General features: G+C 67.2%; 16 protein-coding genes. 10 read left to right on the forward strand and 6 right to left on the reverse strand.

From position 1 onward, the window contains the following. Positions 1-36: 36 nt before the first annotated feature. Positions 37-840, forward strand: a complete 804-nt coding sequence (locus QDS12_RS14000; RefSeq protein WP_279879740.1) for an FAD-dependent oxidoreductase — start codon at positions 37-39, stop codon at positions 838-840. A 46-nt stretch (positions 841-886) separates the two neighbouring features. Here QDS12_RS14000 and QDS12_RS14005 read toward each other — a convergent pair whose 3' ends face one another. Next, positions 887-1,213 (reverse strand): hypothetical protein, encoded by a 327-nt coding sequence (locus QDS12_RS14005; protein ID WP_279879741.1) that lies wholly within the window; start codon positions 1,211-1,213, stop codon positions 887-889. 424 nt (positions 1,214-1,637) lie between these two features. Between QDS12_RS14005 and QDS12_RS14010 the strand changes: the two genes are divergently transcribed. Beyond that, positions 1,638-2,339: a thermonuclease family protein gene (locus QDS12_RS14010; RefSeq protein WP_279879743.1), complete on the forward strand. Its 702-nt coding sequence runs from the start codon at positions 1,638-1,640 to the stop codon at positions 2,337-2,339. 49 nt (positions 2,340-2,388) lie between these two features. Then, positions 2,389-2,925 carry a helix-turn-helix domain-containing protein gene (locus QDS12_RS14015; RefSeq protein WP_279879745.1) on the forward strand — a complete coding sequence of 179 codons (537 nt, stop codon included), beginning with the start codon at positions 2,389-2,391 and terminating at the stop codon, positions 2,923-2,925. Positions 2,926-3,297: 372 nt separating this feature from the next. On the opposite strand, the gene QDS12_RS14020 is transcribed toward QDS12_RS14015, so the two are convergent. Continuing rightward, positions 3,298-3,669: a hypothetical protein gene (locus tag QDS12_RS14020; protein WP_279879746.1), complete on the reverse strand. Its 372-nt coding sequence runs from the start codon at positions 3,667-3,669 to the stop codon at positions 3,298-3,300. After that, complete coding sequence (locus tag QDS12_RS14025) at positions 3,666-8,498, reverse strand: DUF6531 domain-containing protein (RefSeq protein ID WP_279879747.1); 4,833 nt, start codon at positions 8,496-8,498, stop codon at positions 3,666-3,668. Before QDS12_RS14025 ends, QDS12_RS14020 begins: the two co-directional genes overlap by 4 nt. Before the next feature lie 426 nt (positions 8,499-8,924). On the opposite strand from QDS12_RS14025, the gene QDS12_RS14030 reads away from it, so the two are divergent. Both QDS12_RS14030 and QDS12_RS14035 read left to right on the forward strand, forming a co-directional pair. Further along, positions 8,925-9,302: a hypothetical protein gene (locus QDS12_RS14030; RefSeq protein WP_279879749.1), complete on the forward strand. Its 378-nt coding sequence runs from the start codon at positions 8,925-8,927 to the stop codon at positions 9,300-9,302. Between the two features lie 346 nt (positions 9,303-9,648). Then, on the forward strand, positions 9,649-9,960 hold the full coding sequence (locus tag QDS12_RS14035) for a hypothetical protein (RefSeq protein WP_279879751.1): 312 nt from the start codon (positions 9,649-9,651) through the stop codon (positions 9,958-9,960). A gap of 143 nt (positions 9,961-10,103) precedes the next feature. Here the strand turns inward: QDS12_RS14035 and QDS12_RS22675 are convergent, their stop codons facing one another. Further along, positions 10,104-10,409, reverse strand: coding sequence for a twin-arginine translocase TatA/TatE family subunit (locus QDS12_RS22675; protein WP_347882183.1), 306 nt, complete (start codon positions 10,407-10,409; stop codon positions 10,104-10,106). A gap of 69 nt (positions 10,410-10,478) precedes the next feature. After that, positions 10,479-11,252, reverse strand: coding sequence for a VC0807 family protein (locus tag QDS12_RS14045; protein WP_279879757.1), 774 nt, complete (start codon positions 11,250-11,252; stop codon positions 10,479-10,481). Positions 11,253-12,355: 1,103 nt separating this feature from the next. Here QDS12_RS14045 and QDS12_RS14050 point away from each other — a divergent pair. From QDS12_RS14050 to QDS12_RS14060, 3 genes are all read left to right on the forward strand, one after another. Further along, positions 12,356-12,655: a hypothetical protein gene (locus tag QDS12_RS14050; protein ID WP_279879758.1), complete on the forward strand. Its 300-nt coding sequence runs from the start codon at positions 12,356-12,358 to the stop codon at positions 12,653-12,655. A gap of 1,157 nt (positions 12,656-13,812) precedes the next feature. Beyond that, the gene (locus QDS12_RS14055) at positions 13,813-20,913 is read left to right on the forward strand and encodes a DNRLRE domain-containing protein (RefSeq protein WP_279879760.1); all 7,101 of its coding nucleotides are present in this window, start codon (positions 13,813-13,815) and stop codon (positions 20,911-20,913) included. Positions 20,914-21,293: 380 nt separating this feature from the next. After that, positions 21,294-21,422: a hypothetical protein gene (locus QDS12_RS14060; protein ID WP_279879762.1), complete on the forward strand. Its 129-nt coding sequence runs from the start codon at positions 21,294-21,296 to the stop codon at positions 21,420-21,422. A gap of 1,259 nt (positions 21,423-22,681) precedes the next feature. Here QDS12_RS14060 and QDS12_RS14065 read toward each other — a convergent pair. Beyond that, positions 22,682-23,167 (reverse strand): hypothetical protein, encoded by a 486-nt coding sequence (locus QDS12_RS14065; protein WP_279879764.1) that lies wholly within the window; start codon positions 23,165-23,167, stop codon positions 22,682-22,684. 606 nt (positions 23,168-23,773) lie between these two features. Between QDS12_RS14065 and QDS12_RS14070 the strand changes: the two genes are divergently transcribed. Together QDS12_RS14070 and QDS12_RS14075 are read left to right on the forward strand one after the other, a co-directional pair. Beyond that, positions 23,774-23,977, forward strand: a complete 204-nt coding sequence (locus QDS12_RS14070; protein ID WP_279879766.1) for a hypothetical protein — start codon at positions 23,774-23,776, stop codon at positions 23,975-23,977. Between the two features lie 38 nt (positions 23,978-24,015). Beyond that, the gene (locus QDS12_RS14075; protein WP_279879768.1) at positions 24,016-24,207 is read left to right on the forward strand and encodes a hypothetical protein; all 192 of its coding nucleotides are present in this window, start codon (positions 24,016-24,018) and stop codon (positions 24,205-24,207) included. Positions 24,208-24,298 lie beyond the last annotated feature (91 nt).

The raw sequence follows: 24,298 nt of genomic DNA on the forward strand, positions 1-24,298 counted from the left end.
GGCGGCGGCTTCGCGGGCGTCGAGGGCTTCGCGGAGTTGTTCAGTCTCGCCCGTGCCGTCGCCAGGAAGCGGTACGGCATCGACCCGGCCGAGCTGCGGTTCCACTTGGTGGAGGCCGCCGGTCGCATCCTGCCTGAGGTGAGCCGGTCGGTCAGCGGGTGGGTTGCGAAGCGGCTGACCCACAAGGGCGCGACGGTGCACCTGGGCACCACCGTGACGTCGGTGTGTGACGGTGTCGTCGAGCTGTCCACCGGCGAGCGGTTCGAGTCGGGGCTCATCGTGTGGACGGCCGGCATCGCCGCGAACCCGGTGATCGCCAAGAGGACGGACCTGCCCACGAACGAACGCGGTCTCATCGTCGTACGGCCTGACCTGCAGGTCGGCACCAGGGCCGCACCCCTGCCGGGGGCCTGGGCCGCTGGTGACGCGGCAGCCGTGCCCGATCTCGCGGTCGGTGGGTCGGCGTTGACGGTGCCCAACGCCCAGCACGCGGTGCGCCAGGGCAAGCGGCTGGCGAAGAACCTAGTGGCGGTGATCCGCGGCCGGTGTACACAGCCCTACCGGCATGGCAGCCTCGGCGTGATCGCCACACTGGGTCTGGGCGACGGCGTCTTTGAGAGCGGCCCGATCGTGCTCAAGGGGTTTCCTGGCGTGGCTCGTGCACCGCGGCTACCACGTGCTGGCGATCCCGACCTGGGAGCGGAAGCTGCGGGTGCTGGCCGTGTGGGCGTTGGCCGTCTTCCTCGGCCGCGACATCGTCTCGCTGCGCTCGGTCCAGCAGCCGGGCTACGGGTTCAGGCACGAGGGCCAGGTCTGGTACCCCGACACGCGCCGCCGTGAATCGGAAGACCTTGGATCGGCCAAGTGAACGGCGGGGTTGGCGCGATCACTCCCACGGAGCGACCGTGTCGACCCCATCGAGCTGCTCGTGCCAGCTGAGCACGTCCTCTCGGGTGAACGGCGGACCCGCCGGCGGCAGATCCGCCCTGTCCAGGCGCGGCTCGGCAAGCGCGACCGGTACAACACCGACAAGCAGGAGTTGGGCCAGCAGCGCGCTGTGGACCGTGCTGACGCTCGGTTGCCCGCAGGCGGGGCAGCGGTAGAGCAGCTCGGCCATCGGGCGCGGCTCGACGTCGACGCGAAGGACCGCGCGGTCCATGTAGACGGTGATCTCCCCGCCGCACCGCGGGCAGATCATCAAGATGTCCACCACGACCGGCTCCCTTCCATGCGATGTCATGAAGGTCCGACCGGGCGCCGACGTCAACCGTGACGACCTGGTCCGTGATCTGCATCGCGGCCACAGGTGAGACGAACCGACGCAAGCCAGGCGCGCGACCGCGTGGAACCTCGCGCCGAGGCGGTGCTAGGAACCTGGACCGCCCGGCGAAAAAGCACAGCCGTCGCGTTCGGACGTCGTCGAGGAGGACACGCGACGCCTCGTCAGGGATCGGCCCGGCGGGAATCTCCTCGCCGACTAGCCGGCACCCGCCGACCCGCGCAGCAACGCCTCTCGGCTCCACCCGGCCGAGGCATACCTAAACTCGGGCATCACGCCACGGGAAGTCTGGGTTCGCGGGACAGCGGGACAGGTCCGTCTTTACTCTCGTGGCTCCGCCTCAACCTGGAGTCACCACATGCGACACGTCCTCGGGAGCCTGACCGCACTGCTCCTCGCCCTGTCCGGCGCCACCGTGCTGACCGCCGCGAGCCCCGCGTCGGCCCACACCGACAAGGACTGCAGCGACTTCGCCACGCAGGCCGATGCGCAGAGCTACTTCATCTCCCTCGGCGGGCCGTCCTCGGATCCGGACCGGCTCGACGCCGACGGCGACGGCATCGCCTGCGACTCCAACCCGTGCCCCTGCTCGACCAACACCGGCGGTGGCGGTGGGACGGCCGGGACAGCCAGCCACAAGTCCAAGAAGACGACGCGACGCGACTACGCCCGCGTCCTGCGCGTCGTCGACGGCGACACCTATGACGTCCGCCTGCACGGCCACAAGGTCCGCATCCGCGTCCTCGGCATCGACACCCCCGAGGTCTACGGCGGCGTGCAGTGTGGTGGCCCGCAGGCATCGGCTCGCGCCAGGCACCTCCTGCCGCGCGGGACCAAGGTGCTGTTGACCTCCGACACCACCCAGCAGCTCAAGGACCGCTACGGCCGCTCCCTGCGTTATGTCTCCAAGAGCGGCAAGGACATCGGCAAGACCCTCGTCCGGGTTGGCTTGGCGAGGGTGTACGTCTACAACCACAAGCCGTTCAAACGGACGCCTGCGTACAAGCACACCCAGGCAACCGCCAAGCGCGCACACCGCGGCATCTGGGGCTACTGCTAAGACGGCACCGGGTCTGGTCGCCTCGAGCGAAAACCGGGACCATGACGCCATGAGCGGCCGGCCACGCACACGGTTCGCGGTGCTGCGCGAGCAGCCGTGGCTCTCCCTCGACACCGCCGCCGAGCTGACGGGGATACCTCGGGAGCGGATCGTCGAGGCCGCGCACGCCGGCGACATCATCCAGCGCACGGGTCTGCCGCGGTGGGCGCCGTCGCTGGACCGGGCCAGCGTCTTGGCCTGGAGCGAGCAGTGGCACAGGCAGCAGCAGGCATTTGAACGGCAGCGCCGCCTCGAGCTGAAGCGCCGGGACCGAGCCCGAGAAGAAGCGGCCGACCTGGCACGGCCACCCCAAGACGGGCACGTGTGGCTCGACGCCACGACGACGGCACTGGTGCTCGGCATTAGCAGGCCGCGCGTCGGACAACTCGCACGAGCGGGACGATTGCCGCATACCCGAGTCGGCCGCCGGCTCTGGTTCCGACGCGACTTACTTGAGCAGACAGCCGCGGCTCGACGTTGGCGCACCGGCCGGACGGCGGCAAGTCGGTCAGAACCCAGCGCCGCCGGGCCGCACACGGCGCCTTGACTTGGCGCCTACGCACCGAGAATCTTTGGGCGGGCACGTCCCGCAGACGGGACAGGTTCGAAGGTAGTGCCGGGTGAGTTGCCCCTCCCGCATCAAGCGAGCGACTCGGCGACTCAACGACGCGATCTCCCAGACACATGCGGCGATGTGGCCGTCCCAAGGGTTCGTGCGATCGGCAACCGGCGACGCTCGCTACGTTGAGCATCTCACCGGGCTTTGTGTCCCTCCTGGGTCACGCGCGCTAGGCAGCCGGGTACGCGGATCCGCCGATGAGCACGCTCACGACAGCGTGCGCTGACCGCATCATCCCGTGACTGAAGACGTATCCTTGTCCCAGAGTTTGACGCTCGATGGCGTATAGCGCTGCGTTCTTCATGACGCACTCCCGGGCCTGGGGCCGTCACGTCGCAAATCTCCTGCTGCATCACGGGCGAGCGCGTCGGAAGCCGCAGCAGCCAAGGTGCGCACCCGATCCCACTCGGGCGATTGGAGGTCGGCAAAGGTCCAGCCGAGCTTGTCACTGGAGAGCAGCGACTGCAGGTCTTGGCACGTAGCGGCGGATTCCGGCGAGATCGCCTCGAGTTGGGAGGCGTGTGGTCGATAAATGTCGTCGAACTCGAGTGCGAGTTCGTCGGTCAGATCCGCAACGCCCAGGGCGCTGAGGTATTCGGTCTGCTCGGAAGCAGCCCAGGCGAGCCGGTCCAGGGCGTGAGCCAGTGCCTGAAGGGATGCCGAAGTCGTCATCGAATGATTCCTCCCAGGTCCCCGGTGGGACCGATCACACGCCAATAGGGATCTGGTCCATGGTGCCCGCCCCCAGGGTGCCAGCGAAGCTGCAGTCCCGTGGGATTGCCGGTGTCGGTGTACTGGCGGAACACCCAACCCCGGCCCGCTTTGGAGCCCCTGCTGAGCTTCTCGATCTTCCACCCCGGCGTGTCCTTGAGAATGTTCTCGATGAGCGCGGGGTGGCGACCTCTCAGAAGGGAGGGATTGGCCATGACGTCGTCGACCGACTCCAGAGCATCGCCCACCTTGCGAAGAGCGGTGCCAGCCTTTGCGGCGCGAGCACCTCGCACGAATCTGAGTAGCTGAGCCACGTCTTCTCCGCCGACGGCGCCCAGGAGTGCCGAGGCCGCCACGGAGCTCCAGTTGATGTCGTGGAATGGGTCGCAGCCGTTCGAGATGTTGATTGCTACTTGGATGCCGAGGTCGGTGGCGGCGCCGATGAGGGCCATGACGCACATGGGGCATTGACCGCTGGGGTCCGTGAGGACGGTGGGTTGGTTGTTGGCGTAGACGTAGTCGCTGACGTAGGGGTCCGTGATGTCTTGGGCGACGGGGTCGAGCGAGGTGAAGCGTCCGGTGGTGGGGTCGTAGTCACGGGCGCGGAGGTGGTACAGGCCGGTGCTGGCGTCGAGGTATTCGCTAGCGAACTGAACCGGGTTGTCCAGGTCGCTGGGCGCCGGGATGGGGGTCGAGCGGGGCCCGCCGAATGGTTCGTAGTCGTAGGTGGCTGTGACGGCTCCGGTGGGGTCGGTGAGCGATGAGATTGAGCCGGTGCCGTTGGTGTGGAGGAAGTAGGTGCCGGCGTCGGCGTCGGCGTCGGCGTCGGCGGTGGGGTTGGTGATGCTGACCGGGTCGCCGTTGGGGTCGTCGAGGTAGCTGCGGGTCGCTGTTCCTGTGGTTTCGGCGACGAGCTCGGGCAGGGGGTAGTTCTGGTCCCAGGTGTAGCCGGTCGAGCTGGTGCCGGTGACGGCGGTGATGCGATTGCCTGCCCCGTCGTAGGTGTAGGTCGTGGTCGGCCTGCCCGTGTCGGGGGTGGCGCTCGTGAGCCGGTTGGCGAGGTCGTAGGTGTACGCGTTGGCGCCGGCCGTCGTCTGGTTGCCATTGGCGTCGTATGTGTAGGGCTTGTCGACCGCGGGGGCGGAGGTGGTGGCAGGTTGGTGGGTGTCGGTGAGTTGGTCTGCGGCGTTGTAGTGGTAGCTGGTGGTTGTTTGGGTTCCGCCGTCGCTGCGTGTCTCGGTGAGGCGGTTGCCGACGGCGTCGTAGGTGTAGGTGATCCCCGAGTCCGCGCTCAGCGTGCACGGGGACCGGGTCCAGCATCCACTCGTGACTCGGTCGTCCGCGTCGTAGGTGTAGGTCTCCCCGTCGCTGTAGTGGTTGCCGTCGGACCAGTACTGACGGGTGATCTGGGTGGGATTGTCGTTGGCGTCGCGGGTGATGTCTTGACCCGCGACGCGAGTTGTACCGCTCCACTGGTCGATCGCGTTCAGGTTCCCGGCGGCGTCGTAGCCGCGGCTCTCGCGAGCGTCGCCGTAGGTTGACTCGGTTCGGTTGCCGGCCGCGTCGTAGGAGAAGCTCGTGCTGGCGCTTCCGTCTGAGACGGCCGTGAATCGTGAGTCGTCGTCCCAGGTCTGGGCGGTTGTCCGGCCGTCGGGTTCGGTTCGGCTGGTGATTCGTCCGTTGGCGTCGTAGGTGTAGTGGAAGGTGTTGCTGCCGCGGCTGACGTCGGTGAGGTTTCCTGCGGCGTCGTAGGTGTAGGTCTCGCTGGCGGCGCCGGGGACGGCGTGGTCCGTCATCGAGACTTGGTGAAGCTCGTCGTAGCCGTAGGTGACGTCGGGAGTGTCGTCGGAGTAGTCGATGCTGGTGAGGCGATTCAGCGGGTCATAGCTGCGGTGGATGGTGCTGTCATCGGTGGTGGCAGTGGCGACACCTGCGGGGGTCTCGGTGCTGGTGAGATTGCCGTCGGGGTCGTAGCGGTACCTCCAGGTCCCCAGGCGGGTGGTCTTCTCGGTGAGGCGACCGGCGAGGTCATAGGCGTAGTTGGTGGTGTGGTTGTTCGCATCGGTGCGTGATGCCAGGTTGCCCGTCGGGTCGTAGGTGTAGGTCGTCGTCGTGTCCAGCGGGTCGGTCACGGTGGTGAGGCGGTTGACGGCGTCGTAGCCGTAGGTCGTGGTGTTGTGCCGGGCGTCGGTGCGGCTAGTCAGGTTGCCCGCCGGGTCATAGGCGTAGCTGACGACGTGGTTCAACGGGTCGGCGACGGAGGTGAGGTGGCCGGCTGGGTCGTAGGTGTAGGTGGTCGTGTACTGGCTCGGGGTGCCTCCGGTGACGTTGCCGCGCGGATCGATGTGTGTGGCTTTGAGGCCGTCGCCGTTGTAGGTCCACTTCTCGGTGTTGCCGAGCGGGGAGGTGACCGCCGTTTGGTTGCCGGACCGGTTGTACGCATAGGCGGTGGTCTTGCCGGCCGGGTCCGTCATGGAGGTTCGCTGGTCGGCGTCGTCGTAGCCGTAGGTGGTGACGTTGTTGAGCGGGTCGGTCACGGAGACGGTGTTGCCGTCGGCGTCGTAGGCGGTGGTGGTGGCTTTGTTGTGTGCGTCGGTCACGGTGACGGGCCGGTTGAGCTCGTCATAGGTGGTTGTGGTGGTGCCGGCGGTCGGGTTGGACTGGGTCAGCCGGTTCCTGTTGGCGTCGTAGGTGTAGGTCCACGTGTAGTCGACCGGTGTCGCCCCGGTCGCGTTGCCGCGAGGTGTGACTTCGGTGGCGACTCGGTTGGCGTCGTCGTAGGTGTAGCTGGTGGTACCAGCCGGTGTGGTGATGCTGTCGACGTTCCCGGCGTCGTCATAGGTGGTGGTGGTCTCGGCGCCGCGGGGGTCGGTGACGGTGGTGACCTGGTTGTCCGCGTCGTACTCATAGTTGGTGACCTTGCCGTCCGCGTCGGTCACGGTGGCGAGGTTCCCGGCGTCGTCATAGGTGTTGGTGGTCTCGTGCCCCAGTGGGTCGGTGATCGTGCTGACCTGGTCGTTGGCGTTGTAGGTCCAGGTGGTCTTGAACGAATCGGGGTTCGCTCCGGCGGCGTTGCCGCGGGCCTCGACCATCGAGGTCTGGCGGCCGAAGGCGTCGTACCCGTAGGTGGTCCGGTTGCCTTCGGGGGAGAGCATTGCGGTGCGGTTGCCGGCGTCGTCGTAGTCGAAGTCGACGGTCTTGCCGCGTGGATCGGTGACGGTGTCGGGAAGCCCGTTCGGTGTCCAGGTGTAGGTCGTTTCTCGGCCGAGCGGGTCGGTCTTCTTCTTCAGCAGCTGGTTGGGGAAGTACTCATACGTGGTCGTCTTGCCACGGCCATTGGTGTAGGTCGCGACGCTGTTGAACGGGGTGTAGGTCCAGGTTTCGCGCACCGATGAGGGGCCTGGTCCGGTGCGGGTCAGCATGTTGCCGGCCGCGTCGTAGGTCATCGCGGTGATGTTGCCCCGCCCATCGGTGACTCGCGTTCGGTTCAGTCGACCGTCGTAGCCATAGACGGTCGACTGTCCGAGCGGGTTGGTCTCCTTGATGAGGACGTTGGAGGCGTACTTGTAGGTCCAGGTGTTGCCTCGCGGGTCCGTCTCTGTGGAGGTTTGGGTTGCTGCGTCCCAACCGAAGGTTGTTTCTTTGCCCCGCGGGTCCAGCTGGGACACGACACGTCCGGTGGTGGGGTCGTAGGTGTTCTGGAACAGGTAGTGACCGTTGGGGTCCAGGGCACTCGTGAGGCGTCGGTTGGCGTCGTAGGAGTAGGTGGTGGTCTTGCCTCGCCGGTCGGTGACCGAGGTGAGCATGCCGTCGGTGTACGCGTAGTCGATGTGGCGGCCGTCGCTGAGGTCGAGGCGGGTCAACTGGTCGCCGGTGAAGGTGAGGTTCACCTCTCGTCCGGCGGCATCGGTGATCGTGGCGAGCTTTCCTCCGCTGTAGGACAGCGTCAGGCCGGCGCCGAGCCGGTCCTTGGTCGCGGTCAGTTGCCCGCTGGCGTTGAAGTCCAGCGTCGACTGGTCCGGCTTGGTGAGCCTGTAACCCCCGCCGGAGACCGCAGCCAAGGTCGCCAACATTCCGGGCGGCGCGTGGTAGACACCGTTCACCAGGGTGTAGACGGCCTGCTTGCCGTCCTCGGCTCGCACGGTCACCGCACCGCTGCCGGCGTCGATGCTCAGCGAGGCGTTGAAAGCGAACGTCCAGCCGGCCCCGAGCGGGCCGGGAGTGGTGTCGAGGGAGTTGTAGGCGCGGGTGAAGATCAGCCTCTTCCCGGCGCCCGGGAGCGCAAGATCGGTGAAGCTCTCATACAGCGAGCCGGTGGCGGTGTTGACCGGCCGCGAGGTCAGGTGCTGGTACGCCGTCGAGCCGCTGGCGCAGCCGCACTGCCCACCGTAGGTCTGGGCGAGCGGGATGCCGTTGCGCAACCGGCAGGCCCCCTCGGGGGCTCCGGTGATGGTGACCTGCACGTTCCAGGAGATGCCGCCGCCGCCGAGGCCGGCCTCGCGTGCATGCAGGTCCAGCAGAATCGGCACGTCAGACCCCGTGGTGTTCTTCCACGAGCCAAAGTTCTTCGTGAACGGGATGGTCAGCGGCAGCTGGTAGCCGTACTGGTCGATGATCCCCGACGTGCTGTACACGGCCGAGCCGCTCATCGAGGCATCGAGGTAGAGGTAGTACTGCGCCACCCGGTAGCCGGCGAAGTATGCGGCCGTCGTCACCGTCCCTGACGCGGTGAAGCTCGCGGTGGCGCCAGGAGGGACGTAGGCACCCACATAGCGGCTCGCGGTGGCCAAGCCGTCAGCCGAACTGGACTCGCACAGCGTCGCCGCCGCATCAGGGCTTGGCGAAGCTGATTCCGCAGCCGCCGGGACCCGCGCCGCCGCCGCGAACAACGAGATCGTCACGCACAGCGCCACGACGACGCGCAACGCCCGATGCGCAAAGGTGCGGGGAGGAGTGACGCTGATGCCGATTGATCTCATGACGGATCCAATCCCGAGAAGGGTCGCAGAGGGTCCCAGCGATCCGATACAAGAGCGTGGAAGTAAAGGCCGTCAACGCTTCCGGGCGAACGCAGGACCCAAGTCCCAGGCGGCTTCGAGTGGCGTGCGTGTCAGTCAGGACTTCCGCTCGGCAAACGACCTACCTCGTGTCGAGCCCGCAGCGGGCGGATAGCTGAACGCCGAGCCGACAGCGTCGAACTATAGTTCGGTTAGGGCGTGCCGCTGTGTGAGCACGGTCGGAGGGCAGAACAGATGTCGCGGCACGGATTCAATCGCGACCGGGTCACCGTGGCGCGCCTCTGCGGAACGGCGACGCGGTATGCGCACGACGCCCAGAACCCGACCATCTCTCTCGACGAGGAAGCGGCGATCGACGAACTCGTCGAGAACGCGACCGAGCGGCAGTCCGGCGCCGCTAGCAGGCTTCGGGTCGACTTGCTGAGCGAGGCCGCCGCGGGTCTAGCTGAGGCGCATCGCAGCAATCCGGTCACCTACTGGTCAGCAGCCGCGGCATCCGACCTTCTCATCGCCGCTGGCGCCGATCTCGGCACATCTGGGGCACGCTCTTTGGGCGGCGTGACTCGCCAGTCTTGAGCGCCGCCGGCCGCCGGCCGGGACGGAGCCCGCCATCACGCTCGCCCCCGGATTCGTGGTCGACGCGAAGGGCTCCATGCCTCACTGGTCGCGGTTGGATGCGAAAAACCTGCGCCGGGAGATCCTTAGACCGGCCGTTGCGAGGGTTCATGCGTGGTGCGCGGAGAAGGAGCCCGTCGATCACGGAGCGGGAGGGCAGCGCCGGCACGTTGCGGCTCCTACTCGGCTGGTCGCACCGCCCACTGGCTGCTCCGTAGAGCGCCGATCCGTCCGCCCGGCTGGAGTGGGCGCTGACCCCGTTGAGCTTGGACGGCTCGCTGTCGGTGGGCGCGCCTATGGTCGACAGATGCTGGTGATCAAGGTTGAGCTATGGCCGGGCGGCTCGAGTGCCCTCGCCCGCGAGATCGGACGCGCTGCGGTGGCCAACGTTTCTTCCTTGGCCGAGACGTCGGACTATGTGGCGGTGCTGCGTGACGACTCCGGTCATCACAGCGCCGTGCATCTCACCGGCCATCAGCGGGCGGCAGGCTTCTGGCCGCTGCTGGCACGCGTCGCGGCCTCTGGCGACACCGCTGCGGGACGCGATCCGCTTGCGCCGCGATGGCAACAGCTTGCCGGCCAGATCAGTGCGCACATGTACGAGGACGAGCCGCGGTGAGCTCCACCGGAGCCTGAGTGAGCTGGCCGGCAACTTTCGACATTGCGCGCGCGATAGGCCCGCACGATGACCGAGCTCGTGGCCCGCCTCGGCGCGGCTCGGGTTGTCAAAGGCGGACCTCGGTGTCCCGGCTTTGGCCGGGCTCACTCCTCCGACGTTGCGGGGGCTTCCGGTCTCTCGGTGCCGCGGAGTTCCTCGCGGAAAATGCGCACGGCGCGGCCACTTCCGCGCGCCAGGTCAGGGAGCTTCTTCGCTCCGAAGAGGAAGACCGCGACGATGAGGACAAGGAGCAACTCAGGACCGCCAACATCCACGGCCTGGAGTGTACGGACGAGCATCGGGGCGGCGTCTTGTGGGCCGGCTCGGAAGTCGGACCTGCCCTGGTTGGGGCTGGAGAGGCAATCACCGCGAGCACCTGAGGTTAGGGACCCAGCCGGCACGCAGCGCATCGAAGTGCTCTCGACAGGTGTCGACGGGCGGGCTCGGGGGTCGAACGGGGCCGGATGCGCCGAATCCCTTCAGAAGTCGCGCTCGTGTTCGAGGCGGCTCGCCCAGTGGAATGCCCAGGTGAAGAGGAGGGCTGTGAGCAGCCACGGGAGCGTGCGGTTGAGGGTGAGCGACGTGCTCGCGCTGAGCCGCTGCACGGCCCAGGCTCGGACACCTGCGTCCGCGAGGTAGGCGATCCCCCACACGGCGGTGACGACCCTCCAGAAGTGCCTGGCCGCTGGGTGCTTCACGAAGTCGGTAGCCAGCTGTGATCCGGACGCCGTCTCGGGCCCACCGTGCAAGGCGATACCGAAGCGGAGCATGAGCGGCTTCGGGAACATGAGGGAAACCACGCAGCAGAGGCCGAACACGGCCGTGAAGGCCGCACTCTGTAGGAGCACGGCCTTGGGGTTGTCGGACCAGGCGCCGAGGGCGATCGAGAGGACGATGCCGGCGAGGACTGTCACACCGACGACCTCGAGACCGCCTCGACGTCTCCAAGTGTGGAGCACCCCCACGGCGGGCGGTAGACACGAGGCGACGAGCGCCGCGACGTCGGATGCGCCTGCGGCGTGGCAGAGCTGGAAGACGACGACTGGTGCGACCATGTCGACCAAGACCATCCGAAGCAGGCCGGCACGTCGGCTGGCCAGCGCCGCGCGCGGCTCGACGGCTGGTTCGACCCTGTCAGCACGTCTGCTCTCGGCGTGTCCCGCGACGTCTCCGCATCCGGTGTCACCCGCGTCGCTCACACAGATAATTGTTTCCGGTATGGCGACAGGCCCGTCAACGTCCGGGTCTGCCACGAGGCGACCGCTTCGGTGGTCCGATGCCGTCACCGCGGCTACTAGCGCTGGCTCGGGAGCCGTTCCTGCATTTCGGTGCGCACAAGCCGAGGACGCGCTCGGTTCGATGTCGATGAGGAGCGGTGTGATCCCAGCGCTTCGGCCATGGCGAGGGCCGGGCTGAGAGCCTGCGACTGCCCGTCGCCTTCTCAGCCGTGTTGCGGGTGCATCTCCGTTCTCGGGCCCGAATCGTGACAGGCTGGCACCACGACGAACCCGGGCAGCCAGGCGCGAAGTGGGGATCGCGGCCCGACTGGACGGGTATCGAGAGGAGACTGGCCGCCCATCGGAGCAAGGTCGCGAACCTCGAGCGCCGGTTGCAACGGTGGGAGCGCTGGTTCGCACTACCGGCGACAGCGCGACTCCTAATCAAACTGACGGTCGGCTTTGGCGTGTTGTTTGTCCTGGCTTCCTTGCTGCTCGCGATTGCGGCGAGAGGATCCACGCTGGACTCCGTCGGCCGTTCGTTGATCCGCATCCGAGTCGCGTCCGCGTACAGAACGCACCAAACAAACCCGCTAAACGTACTAATCCGCCGCTGCATTAGGTAGTTCGACCGCCCCCGGAGCCGCCCCCTAATCGGCTCCGCCGGCCGCCGGTGGGCCTCTGGAGCGGTCCGCCGGCCCACATGCGCGCGGCATCTCATGTGGACGCTGCCCAAGGAGGTTGCTCGGAGCTGTCCGTGTCAGTCCTGTTCCATCGTCAACGGGAGATCTGCGACCACGACATCACGTCGAGTCTGGCGCACTTGCGCCGCGATGGCATGCACTTACTTGCCGGATCAGCGGGCACGTGTACGAGACGAGCCGCGTCCCGATCAGAGCCTGAAGGCTCGGAGGCCCACCGTTCAGCTTTCCGATCGTCGACGACCTGGGGCTGCGCGTTCCGCGAGCGCGCGATCGATTCTGAGACGCTTGGCAAGCGGCGGTCGACCGCCGGCTCGCGGCCGGACCACGGGCGTCCGCGGGCATGCTGGACCAGCTCGGGCTGAGGCAGTTCGCCCGCCTGGACTTCGGTCGACGGTCGGCATTGCAGCGGCGACCCGACCCGACACCATTGACGCCATGAACGAGAATGAAGCGCAGCAGATGCCATCCGACCACGAGCGTGGCTCGTCGACGCATCGGTCAGTCGACCTGGGCTCCGACCCTTGCGAGCGTGTCGCGAGAGCGCTCGTCGGCGCGCCCGCTCCTCGGTCCCTCGTCGTGGTTCACTTCGACGGCACCTGGTCCCCGCTCTCGGACTGGCGGGTCTCGGTGCTGACTGAGGACCAGCTGGAGAGGCTGAACGACGGCTCAGAGGACGTGCTGTGGGATATCCCCTCGACTCCTCTCACCGACCTACTGCGCCAAGATCTGAACTGATCCAGCGGTTGGTCGCCGTTCGGACCAGTGCAGGCGCCGTCACGACAGATGTCGTGACGGTGCCTTCATCTTCTGTTCTGTTGGCGCCAAGACCTGGGCCTGAGACCGCCCGATGAAGACACGGCGGCAAGCTGGTGCACCGGGGCATCGACCCTGAGTGGAGCGCGTACGGGTCTCGATCGCGACCTGTCTGATGGCGGACGTCTTCAGTGTCGGCGAGTGTCTGACGTCCGCGGGGGAGTGGGCAACGATGGCCTCTATGGTTGGGCGCCGCTGGGCGATGACGGCTCGATGTCAGTGCCTGCGGCTGTGGTCAGGAGATGTTGGTGATCCAGGTTGAGCTGTGGGCGGGCGGCTCGAGTGCCCTCGCCCGCGAGATCGGACGCGCTGCGGTGGCCAATGTTTCTTCCCTCGCCGAGACGTCGGATTCTGTGGCGGTGCTCCGGGACGATGCCGGTCATCCGAGCGCCGTCGATCTCACAGGGCACCATGGGGCGGCAGGCTTTTGGCCGCTCCTGGTACGTCTCGCTGGCTCCCGCGACGTCCCATCGGGGCCGCGCGTACGTGCGCTGCGGTGGCAAGGGTGTGTCGGCCAGATCACCGGGCACACGTACGAAGACGGGCCGCACTGACTCCCGTCAGAGCCCGAAGGCTCGGGCGGGGACGTAACAGCGCTTCGATCACCTGATGAAAGGTGGTCGTTCTCCGCGTGAAGTCCGCCCGTCCGCCGGTTGCTGCTCCAGGTGCTGCCCAGATCCGAGTGACGCTCCTGCCCGCGACTAACCAACTCCGAACCCGCCGGCGCGAAGGTCGCACTCCATGGTGGCGCTGCCAGGTGCCGTTGGATCGTACGCCCTCAGCTCTCCCCCTCTTGAGCACGTGGTCGCCCGAGCACGTGGTCGCCGCGCGGCTACGCAGTCGTCCGGAGTCAAGTAGCAGTAGCGGTGCTGGTGCCGTCAGGCCCACGACGGGCATCTCGGGCCTGATGCCGTCACGGTGGCATTGTGCTCGATCCGCGGTTCAGCGGCTGCTGGCCCCTGCAGGCAGGGGGAGCGATCGTATGACCGCGACGGCCACCTCTACGCATCCTCAGCATGAGGATCGGCTCCCGAATTCAGCGATTCCCCAGACAGAGAGGGACCTCAGTCCCTACTCTCGTGGCTCCGTTCGACCTGGAAGTCACCGCCGTGCATCACGTTCTCGGGAGCTCGCCCGCGCTGCTCCTTGCCATCGTCACCGCCTTCATCCTGAGTTCCGGGCTCCTATTTGTTAGGCGCACGCGGCGATCAGGCCGACACGGCCGCTCGGCGCACAGCGTTCGACTGCTCGTGCTGGCGCTCATCGCCGCCACCTTGCAGCTCGGCGCCTCGATGCCTGACGCGACGGCGGCTGACAACGCGTCGAGCAGTTCTGACGACGGCGTGATAATGGGCGCTACGGATGAGGTCTCTGCCGTGCGGGCAGCGATGCGCCAGCACCGTCGGGTTCGGATCGATGGCCTGACGTCAGAGACCACACTCACGTGGGCGAACCCGGACGGGTCGCTAACGACCGAAGCATCCACGGGTCCGGTGCGCGTCGCAGCCGCTGACGTCGCAACGCCGGTCGAGAGTGCCGCCGACGGCGCGACGGCCGGGGACGGCGAAGCCGATGCGAAGGGCGACGTCGACGGGCCGAACTGGGTCCCTGTCGACACGGACCTGATCACCACTAAGGCTGGGATCGAGCCGACCGCGACCGCGGGCGACATCACGTTCGGGTCCGCAGGTTCAAGTGTGCTGGCGACCATGGGCACGGGCGCTGACACCGTGACCCTTGGTTGGGCTGCTCCGTTGCCCGACCCGGTGATCGATGGGCCCGTCGCTACCTATGCTGACGTGCGGCCGGGCGTGGACGCGCGGTTGACCGCGATGCCGAACGGTTTCGAGCTTTCCTTTGTGATCAAGGAGCGGCCGGCCGACGGGTTCTCCCTCTCGGCGCCGGTTTCGTTCGGAACCGCGGGTGGCGACTCGCTGAAGGTGAAGTCCGATGCCGACACCGGGGCGGTCACCGTCACCCGAGACGAGGACGTCGCCGCGACGGTGAACCCCGCGGTCGCGTGGGATGCGACCGTGCAGGACTCCCTCGGGACCCCTGCCGACGACGCGCCGGCACCTGCATCAAGCGACCCGTCGGCAGACCCGTCGGCTGACCCGTCCGCTGACCCGTCGACCACGGCAACCACGCCGTTGACGGACCCTGACGCTCCCGTGGTCGACGTCCCCCAGGAGCTGAGCGCGGCCCGCACGCGTCGGGTCGCGGACGGGCACGTTCTCGACCAGGTGTTGACCTGGACGCCGCCGACCGAGTTCCTCTCCGACCCGGACGTGGTCTATCCGGTCACCGTCGATCCCGTGTTCACTCGCGTCTCGGGGTTGGACACCTTCGTCAGCCAAAGCAACCCCACCGGCTCCTACGGAACCGCGACCCAGCTCGCGATCGGCAAGAAGAGCAGCGCCGAGCTGTACCGGTCCTACGTCTACTGGAACGGGATCACCTCCCTAGCCGGCGCCCAGATCCTGTCCGCATCTGTCGACCTGTGGTCCTACTGGGTGAACTCGTGCAGCCCGCAGACCGTCTACGCGCGGCAGGTCACCGCGGGCTGGGGCGACACGACGACCTGGAACACCCAGCCTCCCGTGGTCGCGAACCCGGTCGGCTACGTCAACGCCTCGCGCGGTCACCTCCTCACCGGCGGTGCGGCCTGCTCGACCGGCGATGGGTACATCACCCTGGGTGACTACACCAGCAAGAGCCTGACCAACCTGGTGTCCGGGTGGGCTAACGGCACGATCGCGAACGACGGCCTCCAGCTACGTGCGGGGGACGAGACCACCACGGCAGGCGCGAAGCTGTTCACCTCCCGGGAGAACGCCCACCCGCCGACCCTGTCGGTCACCTACAACCGGACACCGCCGGCACCGATGGGTCGCTCGGTCACCCCGTGCGGGGTGTGTAACCCGCTGTGGTCGAACACGACCCGGCCCGTGCTGACCGGTGCCACGCCGGACGACAGTGCCCTGCTGAGCTACACCTTCGAGGTCTATGCCGGCACGAGCAGCGCCCCTACGACACCGGCCGTTGCCACCGGGTCGACCACTGACGTGCCGCCCGGCAAGTGGTCGGGATGGGGCGTGCCTGCGGGCAAGTTGCAAGACGGGCAACGCTACGAGTACCGGGTCCGCGCCAGCGACGGCCTGGCCACCAGCGCATGGAGTCCGGGTTGGGTTGTGTTCGGCATCGACACCAGCGCACCCGGCAAGCCGGCCGTGACCTCGCCGACGTTCGCCGAGAACAGCTGGACGGCCGCCACGGGTGCTGGCACCTTCAACTTCAGCACCACCGACCCGGCGCCTGCCGGGGGCGCATCCTCGGGTGTCGACCATTACCTGTACGGCGTCGACGTGCCGACCCCTGACCACGCGACGGCGTCGGGCAGCGCCACGGCCTCGATCGACCCTGGGGACGGGTGGCACACGCTCGTCGTCAGGGCGGTCGACAAGGCTGGCAACCTCTCGGAGGCCAGCTACTACACGTTCGGCACGAACGCCGCCGTCACGACCCCGGCCGCTGGCGCGGTGCTGCAGGCCACCACCAGTCTCGTTGCGGTTGGTCCGAGCGGTACTTCCCAGGCGACGTTCTACTACCGCCGTGCCGACACCGAAGCGTGGATCGCGATCCCGGCTGACCGGGTCACTGTGGCCGCGAGCGGCGGCACCCTCCCGGGCTGGCCCTACTCCTTCGATGCACTCGCGGCCGATGGAAAGGGCACGCCGAAGCTGACCTGGGACATCAAGGGCACCCTGACCGACGCGCTCGGCGCTGGTACCTCGATCGACGGGCCCCTTCAGGTGGCGGTCTGCCTCGGGTCGGCGGCGGCTTGCCCCGCCGCACCCGGGACCAGCCTGCCCGCAGGCACCTCGTCCCGTGCGGTCAAGGCGACGGTCGACTCCAACTCCCTCTCGGTCGCCGCGACCCAAGATATTGGCCCGGCCAGCGTCAATCTCGTCACCGGCAACACCCAGTTAAGCGCCTCGGACGTCTCGGTCCCGGGCAGCGCCGGCACCGTCTTGTCGGTAGGCCGCACTCTGAACAGCGCCACCGCCGCCACGACCGGCACCTCCAGCACTCCCGCCGCCCAGGCCACCCCCTTGACGGGGATGTTCGGACCCGGCTGGTCAGCCGGTCTCCCGGTCGACTCCGCCGGCGTCGACTACACCAGCGCCACCGCCAGCGGCGGCACCAGCCCCGCCACCGCCACGGTGTTCACCGTCACCAGCAGTGACGGGTCGCTCACCTCATTGGCCCGCACCATGGTCAACGGCAAGGAGGTGTGGGCGCCCACCGGCGACGCGACCGACTCCGGCCTCGAGCTCGGCAAGGTCACCAGCGGCACGTACGGGGCGGTCACCTGCTCCTCGACCACACTGTGCTGGCAGATCACCGACCTCGACGGGGTCACCGTCACCTTCGCGCCGACCCCAGGCGCCCCGGGGACCTACCAGGTTGCAGCCGTGAATGAGCCGGGCACACCCAACGCGACCGCTTTCATCTACGCCAGCGTCAGCACAGGTACGGGATCGGTCACCCGGCCGACGATGGTCACCGCCCCCACCCCGACCGGTGCGGGCTGTGACCCGAAGTCCGCGAGCTCCTGGGTACCTGGCTGCCGTGGACTCGCCTTCACCTACAACGCCGCTGGCACGGTGCAGGCTGTCACCTTCAACACCACCGACCAGGCCGGGAATCTGCTCCAGATCGACGTTGCCTGCTACGGCTACGACGATGCTGGCCGACTCTCCGACGAATGGGACCCGCGCGATATCCCGACCGCCGGCACCGGAGGCCACCCGATCACCTGCGGCACCCCGGTACGTCCCACCCACTACGAGTACGACGCGGCCAACCGCGTCACCACGGTTACCCCCTCCTACGCGGCGTCGAGTACCCCGATCGCGGGCTGGTCCCTGACCTACGACACGACCACGACCCCGGCGAAGTTGACCACGGTCTCCCGCCAGCACTTGCCCGGCTATCCGGCAGGCACCGAGACCACCAGGGTCTTCTACGACATCGACCTTGCCCCCGGTGCGAACGCCGAGCGACCCGACCTGCGCGCCGCCTCTACGGACACCTGGGCCCAGGACGACAAGCCCGAAGCCTCGGTGGGCGGCACCGCGATCTGCGCGCCCGGCGCCACCACCCCGGCCGACGCCACCGGCGACCTACGCGACTGCACCATCAACTACGTCGACGCCGACGGTCGCCTGGTCAACACCGCCGACTACTCCGGCACCGGCCCCACCGGCTGGCACATCGACACCATCGAATACGACGCCACCGGCAACGCGATCCGCACCCTCACCGCCGGCAACCGCGAAGAGGCCCTCAATCCCACCGGCACCGCCGGCCAGCAACTCGGGCTCCCCGCCGACACCGCCACCGCGGCACGCATGCTGTCCACCCTCAACCTCTACGCCGGCAACAAGGTCGACGGGATCCTCGACCTCGTCGACAGCTACGGCCCGTACCATCTCGTGCAGCTCACCACCGGCAGCCAGACTGGAGCTGTGGTCGCGGCCCGCGAGCACAGCCACACCACCTACGACGACGGGAGCGAGCCCGGCCACCCCCACGGCTCTGACAATCAGCTCACGTCGCTGCACCTGCCGATCACGACCACGGTCGGTGCCAGTCCCTCGACCGACCCGGCTCCGGCAAACGAAGCGCCGCCGGGCGAGATCGATACACGCAAGACGGAGTACCGCTACTGGCTCGGCGCCAGCGACAGCCCTAACGGCAGGCTGGACGCCTCCGGATGGACCTACTCCACCCCGCTGCAGACCATCACCGACCCTGACAACCTGGCCCTCACCACAACGACCGTCCTTGATGCAGACACAGGCCAGGTGATCCGGCAGCGACAGCCCTCCGGCACCGACTGGACCCACGCCGACACCACCAAGACCATCTACTACACAGCAGGCTCAGGCACCACCGGCAGCGGCGACTCCACTTGCGACAGCAAGCCGGCCTGGGCCGGTCTGGTCTGCAAGACCCTGCCCGCCGACACCACACCCGCCAACGGGCTGCCCGGCCTGGTCGCCACTAGCTACCCGGCCTATGACTATCTCGACCGGCCCACGAGCGTCGTCGAAACCGCCACTGCCGCGGGCGGCAGCCCGGTCACCCGGACCACCGCCACCACCTACGGGTTCAACTCCGCAACCCCCACCGCCAACCCGTACGCGACCACGGTCCGCAGTACCGCCACTACCGGCGGGCTCGGCACCCCAGTCGCCCCGGTCACGGTCACCTACGCCGCGGGAACGGGCCTGGCGTCCAGCACCAGCGACGGCACCAGCAGCGACGCCACCGGCTACGACGACTTCGGACGCGTCACCTCCTACACCGAGAACACCACCGCAACCGGCGCCGACGCCAACGTCAGCACCACCAGCTACCAGCCCACCAGCGGACGCATCGCGACCGTCGCCGACGCCCACACCACCTACACCTACGACTACGACCAGGGTGGCGAACACCGCGGCCTGCCGACCTCGGCCGCCGTCCAGGTCGGCACCGGCGAGACGAACGTCTACACCGGTACTTGGACCGCCAACTACGACGCCGACGGTCAACTCGCCGCCCAAACCGACCCCGACCAGGTCACCACGACACACACCCGGGACGAGAGCGGCGAAGAAACTGCACTCACCACCGTGGACGCCTCCGGAGCGGCCCTGTTCGCCGACACCAATATCGCCTCCATCCATGGCCAAGTCATCACCCACACCGGCGCCGCCGGCACGCAGAGCTACACCTACGACGTTGCCGACCGACTGACCAAGGTCGAGGACACCCCAGTCACCGCCAGCGACATCGGCAGCGCCGACGTCGCCTGCACGACGCGCACATACGGCTTCAACCCCAACAGCGCGCGCACCAGCCAAACGACCTACCCTGCGGCCGCCGACGGCAGTTGCAGCACCAGCACTACCGCCACAACCGTCGCCCACAGCTATGACAAGGCCGACCGCCTCCAACCCGCCGGCACCGACGCCGGACTGGGCTACGACGCCTTCGGCCGCATCACCACCCTCCCAGCCGCCGACGCCGGCACCAACGGCAGCGACCTGACCAACAGCTACTACGCCAACGACATGGTCCGTAGCCAAGCCACCACGACCGCCGGCGTCACCACCACCCAAACATGGGCCCTCGACCAGGCGCGCAGACTCAAGAGCTGGACCACGGTCACTGGAACCGCACAGACCGCGGCCAAGACCAACCACTTCGACGACGCCACCAGCGACTCACCGGACTGGATCGCCGAAACCGCTGACGGCACAGCCTGGACCGCTAACCTCACCGGCATCGGCGCTGACCTCGGCGCCATCGTCGACCAAACGGGCACCGTCACATACCAGTACACCAACCTGCACGGCGACGTTGCCGCGACCAGCACTGGCGCTGTTGGCAACGGTGGACCCGGCAGTCTTGCGTACGCACCGGACTACGACGAGTACGGAAACTCGCCCGCCGGCACGACCGCGGACTCTCGCTACGGCTGGCTCGGCACCAAGCAACGCTCCGGAGACGCCCAAGGCAGCGTCATTCTGATGGGCGTCCGCCTCTACGCTCCGGCCCTCGGCATGTTCCTCAGTGTCGATCCCGTCCAGGGCGGAAACTCCACCGCGTATACCTACCCCGCCGACCCGATCAACAGTTACGACCTGAGCGGCGCTTTCAGTTGGAAGAAAGCGTTCAAGTCGGTGATGAAAGCTGCGGTTGCTACAGCAGCCATCTGCGCCTACTCGCCCGGTGGAGCGGGGACCGTGTGCTCTAGCGCGCAGCTGGCGATCCACGCCGCCCAAGGTGATTGGGGCGCAGTAGCTGACGACGCCCTCGGGATGGCGGCCGGCGTGGTTGGGGGTAGGTTGACGGCGAAACTTGTCATTAAGTTGTCCGACCGGATTTCAACCAAAGCTGGCGGTGCTTTCGCTCAAAAGGTGGGGAGGCGCGCGAACAGCCCCAAGCATCGAAAGAATGTCGCCCAAGTTGCGATGACGAAGGTCACGCAATATGGACGGGACGCTGCTATCACCCTCGCCTACGAGGGTGTACGGCGCGCTTCGAAGGCTTACTGGAACTCTCGCCAGGCTAAGGCCAATCAGATTATGGCAATTCACAATAATGCTGACCGACGAAGGGCTTAAGGTCGATGGTTGTGGTTCGGAGTGACCCGTCTGCCGCATGGAGCTTCGGCAGATACTTTACAGTCCTCGTCTTCATCGGGGCCACGGTCGTGGTTGCGTGCGCTGCCGCCACAGACTCGTCAGTCGATTTCACTCGTGGCATAGTCGCCGGAGCTGTACCGATCAGCGCGCTCCTGGGGTTTGGGTATTCTTGCTACTCGTACGGCAGATTCAAGAATGTCCGCTACGAGTTCGAGAACGATGCTCTGCGGGTTTATATAGGGGATCGCTGTGTTCGTACGATTCCAAGAACCAGCATTCGATCGTTCAAGATGCGTTACATTGTCGATCGAAAATCCGTGCTACTTCAGATATACCCGCCGTCGTGGCCACGAGGGGTCGTGACATTCGAGAGTGATGCCGGTCGCAAGACGGTCGAACTAATGCCGTTGCTGCTCTGGGGGGAGCGCGCCTTCTTCGACGCCGACGCGAAGATGCGCGACGCAATCTTCGGCGGCGCAGTCAATTAGCCGACACGCCGTGGACGCCCCGCGAGTAGGCGAGGCAGGGTTCGCACGCCGGTCGGCAGTAGGTAGACAGCGCGACGTACGCAGGGTGGAGCCTGCGCCTGGATCTGGGAACACGAGCGCCACGCGAATGCTGCTGATATCGCCAAGACCGCTGAGCGCATCGCGTCAGCGACCGGTAAACGCGCGAACCATATCCCGGGCAGCCGGACGGAACGACAATGTCAAGAACATCAGAGGGCTTAGAACATCGCAGTCAGCTTCAAGACGACCATGGCCACGCTCGCGCCAACAAAACTGCAGTTTAAGCTCTACGTGCACGAGTCCACGACCATCTCCCCACTGTTGAAGTGCTGATCGACCTTGCAGACATGCCCGAGTCTCGACCTTTCGCGCCTGATCACCATGACTTGGCGCGAGATCTGAGGGTACTAACGACTGTCGACTTGCTCGGCGGGCTCCGAACACCCGGCGCCCAGTACGCGGCGGCGGTTGCAGTGCTGGCCAACTTCGTGAGGCGCACGAGCGATCCGTGAGAGAAGGAGCGGCACTGTCCGCGCACTCTCGGCTCCTGCGGGGCAACGGCGCTCGACCCTCGGGTCGAAGAGTTCAAGGGTTTGCCATTCGACGCTGACCCTCGGGTGGAAAGCGTGCGGCCTGATCCGTCGGCAGTCGCCGTCGGGAGCAGTGTCGAGTGCCGTCACGGCAGATGTCGTGACGTCGCCCCGTTTTCTGTTCTGTCGGGCGCGCACCGCTCAACCCGGCGATCCCTGCCTCATGAGCCTGCCGCCGCGCCTCTCCGCATGGGGTCAGCGGCGACGTCCACCCGACCGCCCTGCCGCGTCTGACCGACTGGTGCCCGGGTGGGGGAGGTGGTTGGAACCGCCGCGCAGCTGGGCAGCGCGCCAACGCGGGCGCCTGACTGGGGCTTTCGCGGCGGAGTGGCGCGGTGATCCGAGCCGAGTGCTCGTTCCCCAGCACACAGGTGGAGGCTTGTGAACCAAAACGTGTCAGCGCTCCGCTCTCCTGTTGCGCCGCCCATGCGCTTGATACCTGCGCGGGGCTAGCGGGGGGTGCACGGCGCGACCATGCGGAGGTTGAAACCGGGGCACAGGACGAAGGGGATCGAGTTCGACCTGCTGTCGATGGCGCCGAGGCGCTGCTCGGGTCCAGCCTCTCGCTGAGTGGTGGAGTTCCTCGGCGACCATCCGAGTCGCGAACTCCACCATTCAGCAGCAGTCGACCGGACCTCGTCGGAACGGTCAGCCGCGAGCAACCTCGTCCGATCCGCACTCGCAGCGCTCATCGGTACTGAGCGGGATAGAGGCGACATCCTCCAGCACGGATTCGTCGCCCTCGTCCAGCATGTCCAGCTGGTCGAGCGTCAGAACGGCGATCCATGCACCTGAAAGCTCCCACCACGTGCCGTCGCCATCGTGAACGATGACGAACAACGGCGCGGCCGTCTCCGGCTTGCGGTTCACCTCTCTACCGCACCGGCCGCATGCCAGGAGACTTAGCGCGGTAGAGGGGGCGTCCATGAACACCGACTTGTCACCCTCGACCAACATATCGAGCTGTTCCGGCGTTAGCTCGGCGATCCATGCATCTGAAAGTGGGTACCACGTGCCGTCGCCATCGTGAACTACGACGAGCGAGGGCGTGGACGTGTCGGGCTGGGCCTTGTCTGCGTGTGAGGTCATGTCGTCGAAGGTGAGCGGCTCGCCGGTTTCCGCAATGCCGTCCACCTCGGGCGCTGGCCTAGGCCCGCGAACGCGCTGTACGAGGTCGGGCGATGCGGTCGATCGCTGGGAATCGGTGACGCTGCCGAGGGCTTTCGCGGTACGGCTGACGGCCTGAGGGTCGTGCGGGCACGGCGGCTCCGGGCTTGCTGGAGGTCCGCGGGACCGTCGCCACGGGACGAGAAGGGCTCAGCATGGCTCGTCCGCTGCGATCGACGCGGCAATCGAGGGACTCGCAACACTCAGCGCTCTTGACGCAGGGTCGCGACCGGCGCTTGCGGGTGACCGCCTTGGGGGCAAGACACACCGTCGCCAACGTGCAAACGGCTATACCCCCGGCCGCCTTGTCAAGGCTCAGAACAAACGGTAGCAACGGGCGGGTCGCTCCAAACGTAGAGGTTCCAACAGAGCCGCCAACAGATCGAGGATCTGCCACTACGACAGATACGTCCTCAGATCGGTCATCGACCTGTCCAAGAGATCGCGGAGCCGGGCATTCGAGCCAAGCTGCGAAGCTCGGCTCGTAGCGCACGCGCCAACCGGCCTCGACCAGCGCTGATCCTGCGGCACTGGTGGCCCGGCGCTGTCGCAGGCTGCCTGGTCAGCCGGACCATGCGCCGCGCCGCTGTCACCGCCCTGGTCGTCGACGCCATCGTCGCGGCCACTGTCGGCCGGCCTCTCAGCGACCCCGACTCGCCCGCCCTCGGCATCATCGCCAGCTGGGCCGGACGCCGCCTCGACGACCTCGCCTACGGCAGCGGTCTCTGGATGGGCGCCGTCCGCCACCGGGCCTGGGCCGCTCTCGAGGTGCCATGAAGCAGCGGTGGTTGATCACAAGCCAACACGGTCGGTGGGTGACCGAGGGCGACCATCGTTTCGTGCCTACGCCCGTCGCCCATGCCAAGACCATGGGAACGATGCTCACCGCTCGCGGCATGCGGACCCTTAACGGGGGCACCATCACCGCGACCAACGTATCGGGCCCCGACGTGGCCATCACCTACGTGACCTATAGCGAACGAGCGCATCTGACTCCGTCACACTGACAGCGGGTTCGCGACATACGGCTAGGGCGCCCCGAGGTCATTCCCTCGGTCGGCCCTTGGTCTGAGAAGGTCCCACGCCAGACTTGGCTGC

The organism is Nocardioides sp. CER19, from assembly GCF_029846275.1.
Classification (GTDB): domain Bacteria; phylum Actinomycetota; class Actinomycetes; order Propionibacteriales; family Nocardioidaceae; genus Nocardioides.

Bases quoted from the DNA above. Each gene is read 5' to 3' on its own strand.
- QDS12_RS14010 (WP_279879743.1), top strand. From the start codon at position 1,638: ATGCGACACGTCCTCGGGAGCCTGACCGCACTGCTCCTCGCCCTGTCC.
- QDS12_RS14015 (WP_279879745.1), top strand. From the start codon at position 2,389: ATGAGCGGCCGGCCACGCACACGGTTCGCGGTGCTGCGCGAGCAGCCG.
- QDS12_RS14020 (WP_279879746.1), bottom strand. From the start codon at position 3,669: ATGACGACTTCGGCATCCCTTCAGGCACTGGCTCACGCCCTGGACCGG.
- QDS12_RS14035 (WP_279879751.1), top strand. From the start codon at position 9,649: ATGCTGGTGATCAAGGTTGAGCTATGGCCGGGCGGCTCGAGTGCCCTC.
- QDS12_RS22675 (WP_347882183.1), bottom strand. From the start codon at position 10,409: ATGCGCTGCGTGCCGGCTGGGTCCCTAACCTCAGGTGCTCGCGGTGAT.
- QDS12_RS14050 (WP_279879758.1), top strand. From the start codon at position 12,356: ATGAACGAGAATGAAGCGCAGCAGATGCCATCCGACCACGAGCGTGGC.
- QDS12_RS14070 (WP_279879766.1), top strand. From the start codon at position 23,774: ATGCGCCGCGCCGCTGTCACCGCCCTGGTCGTCGACGCCATCGTCGCG.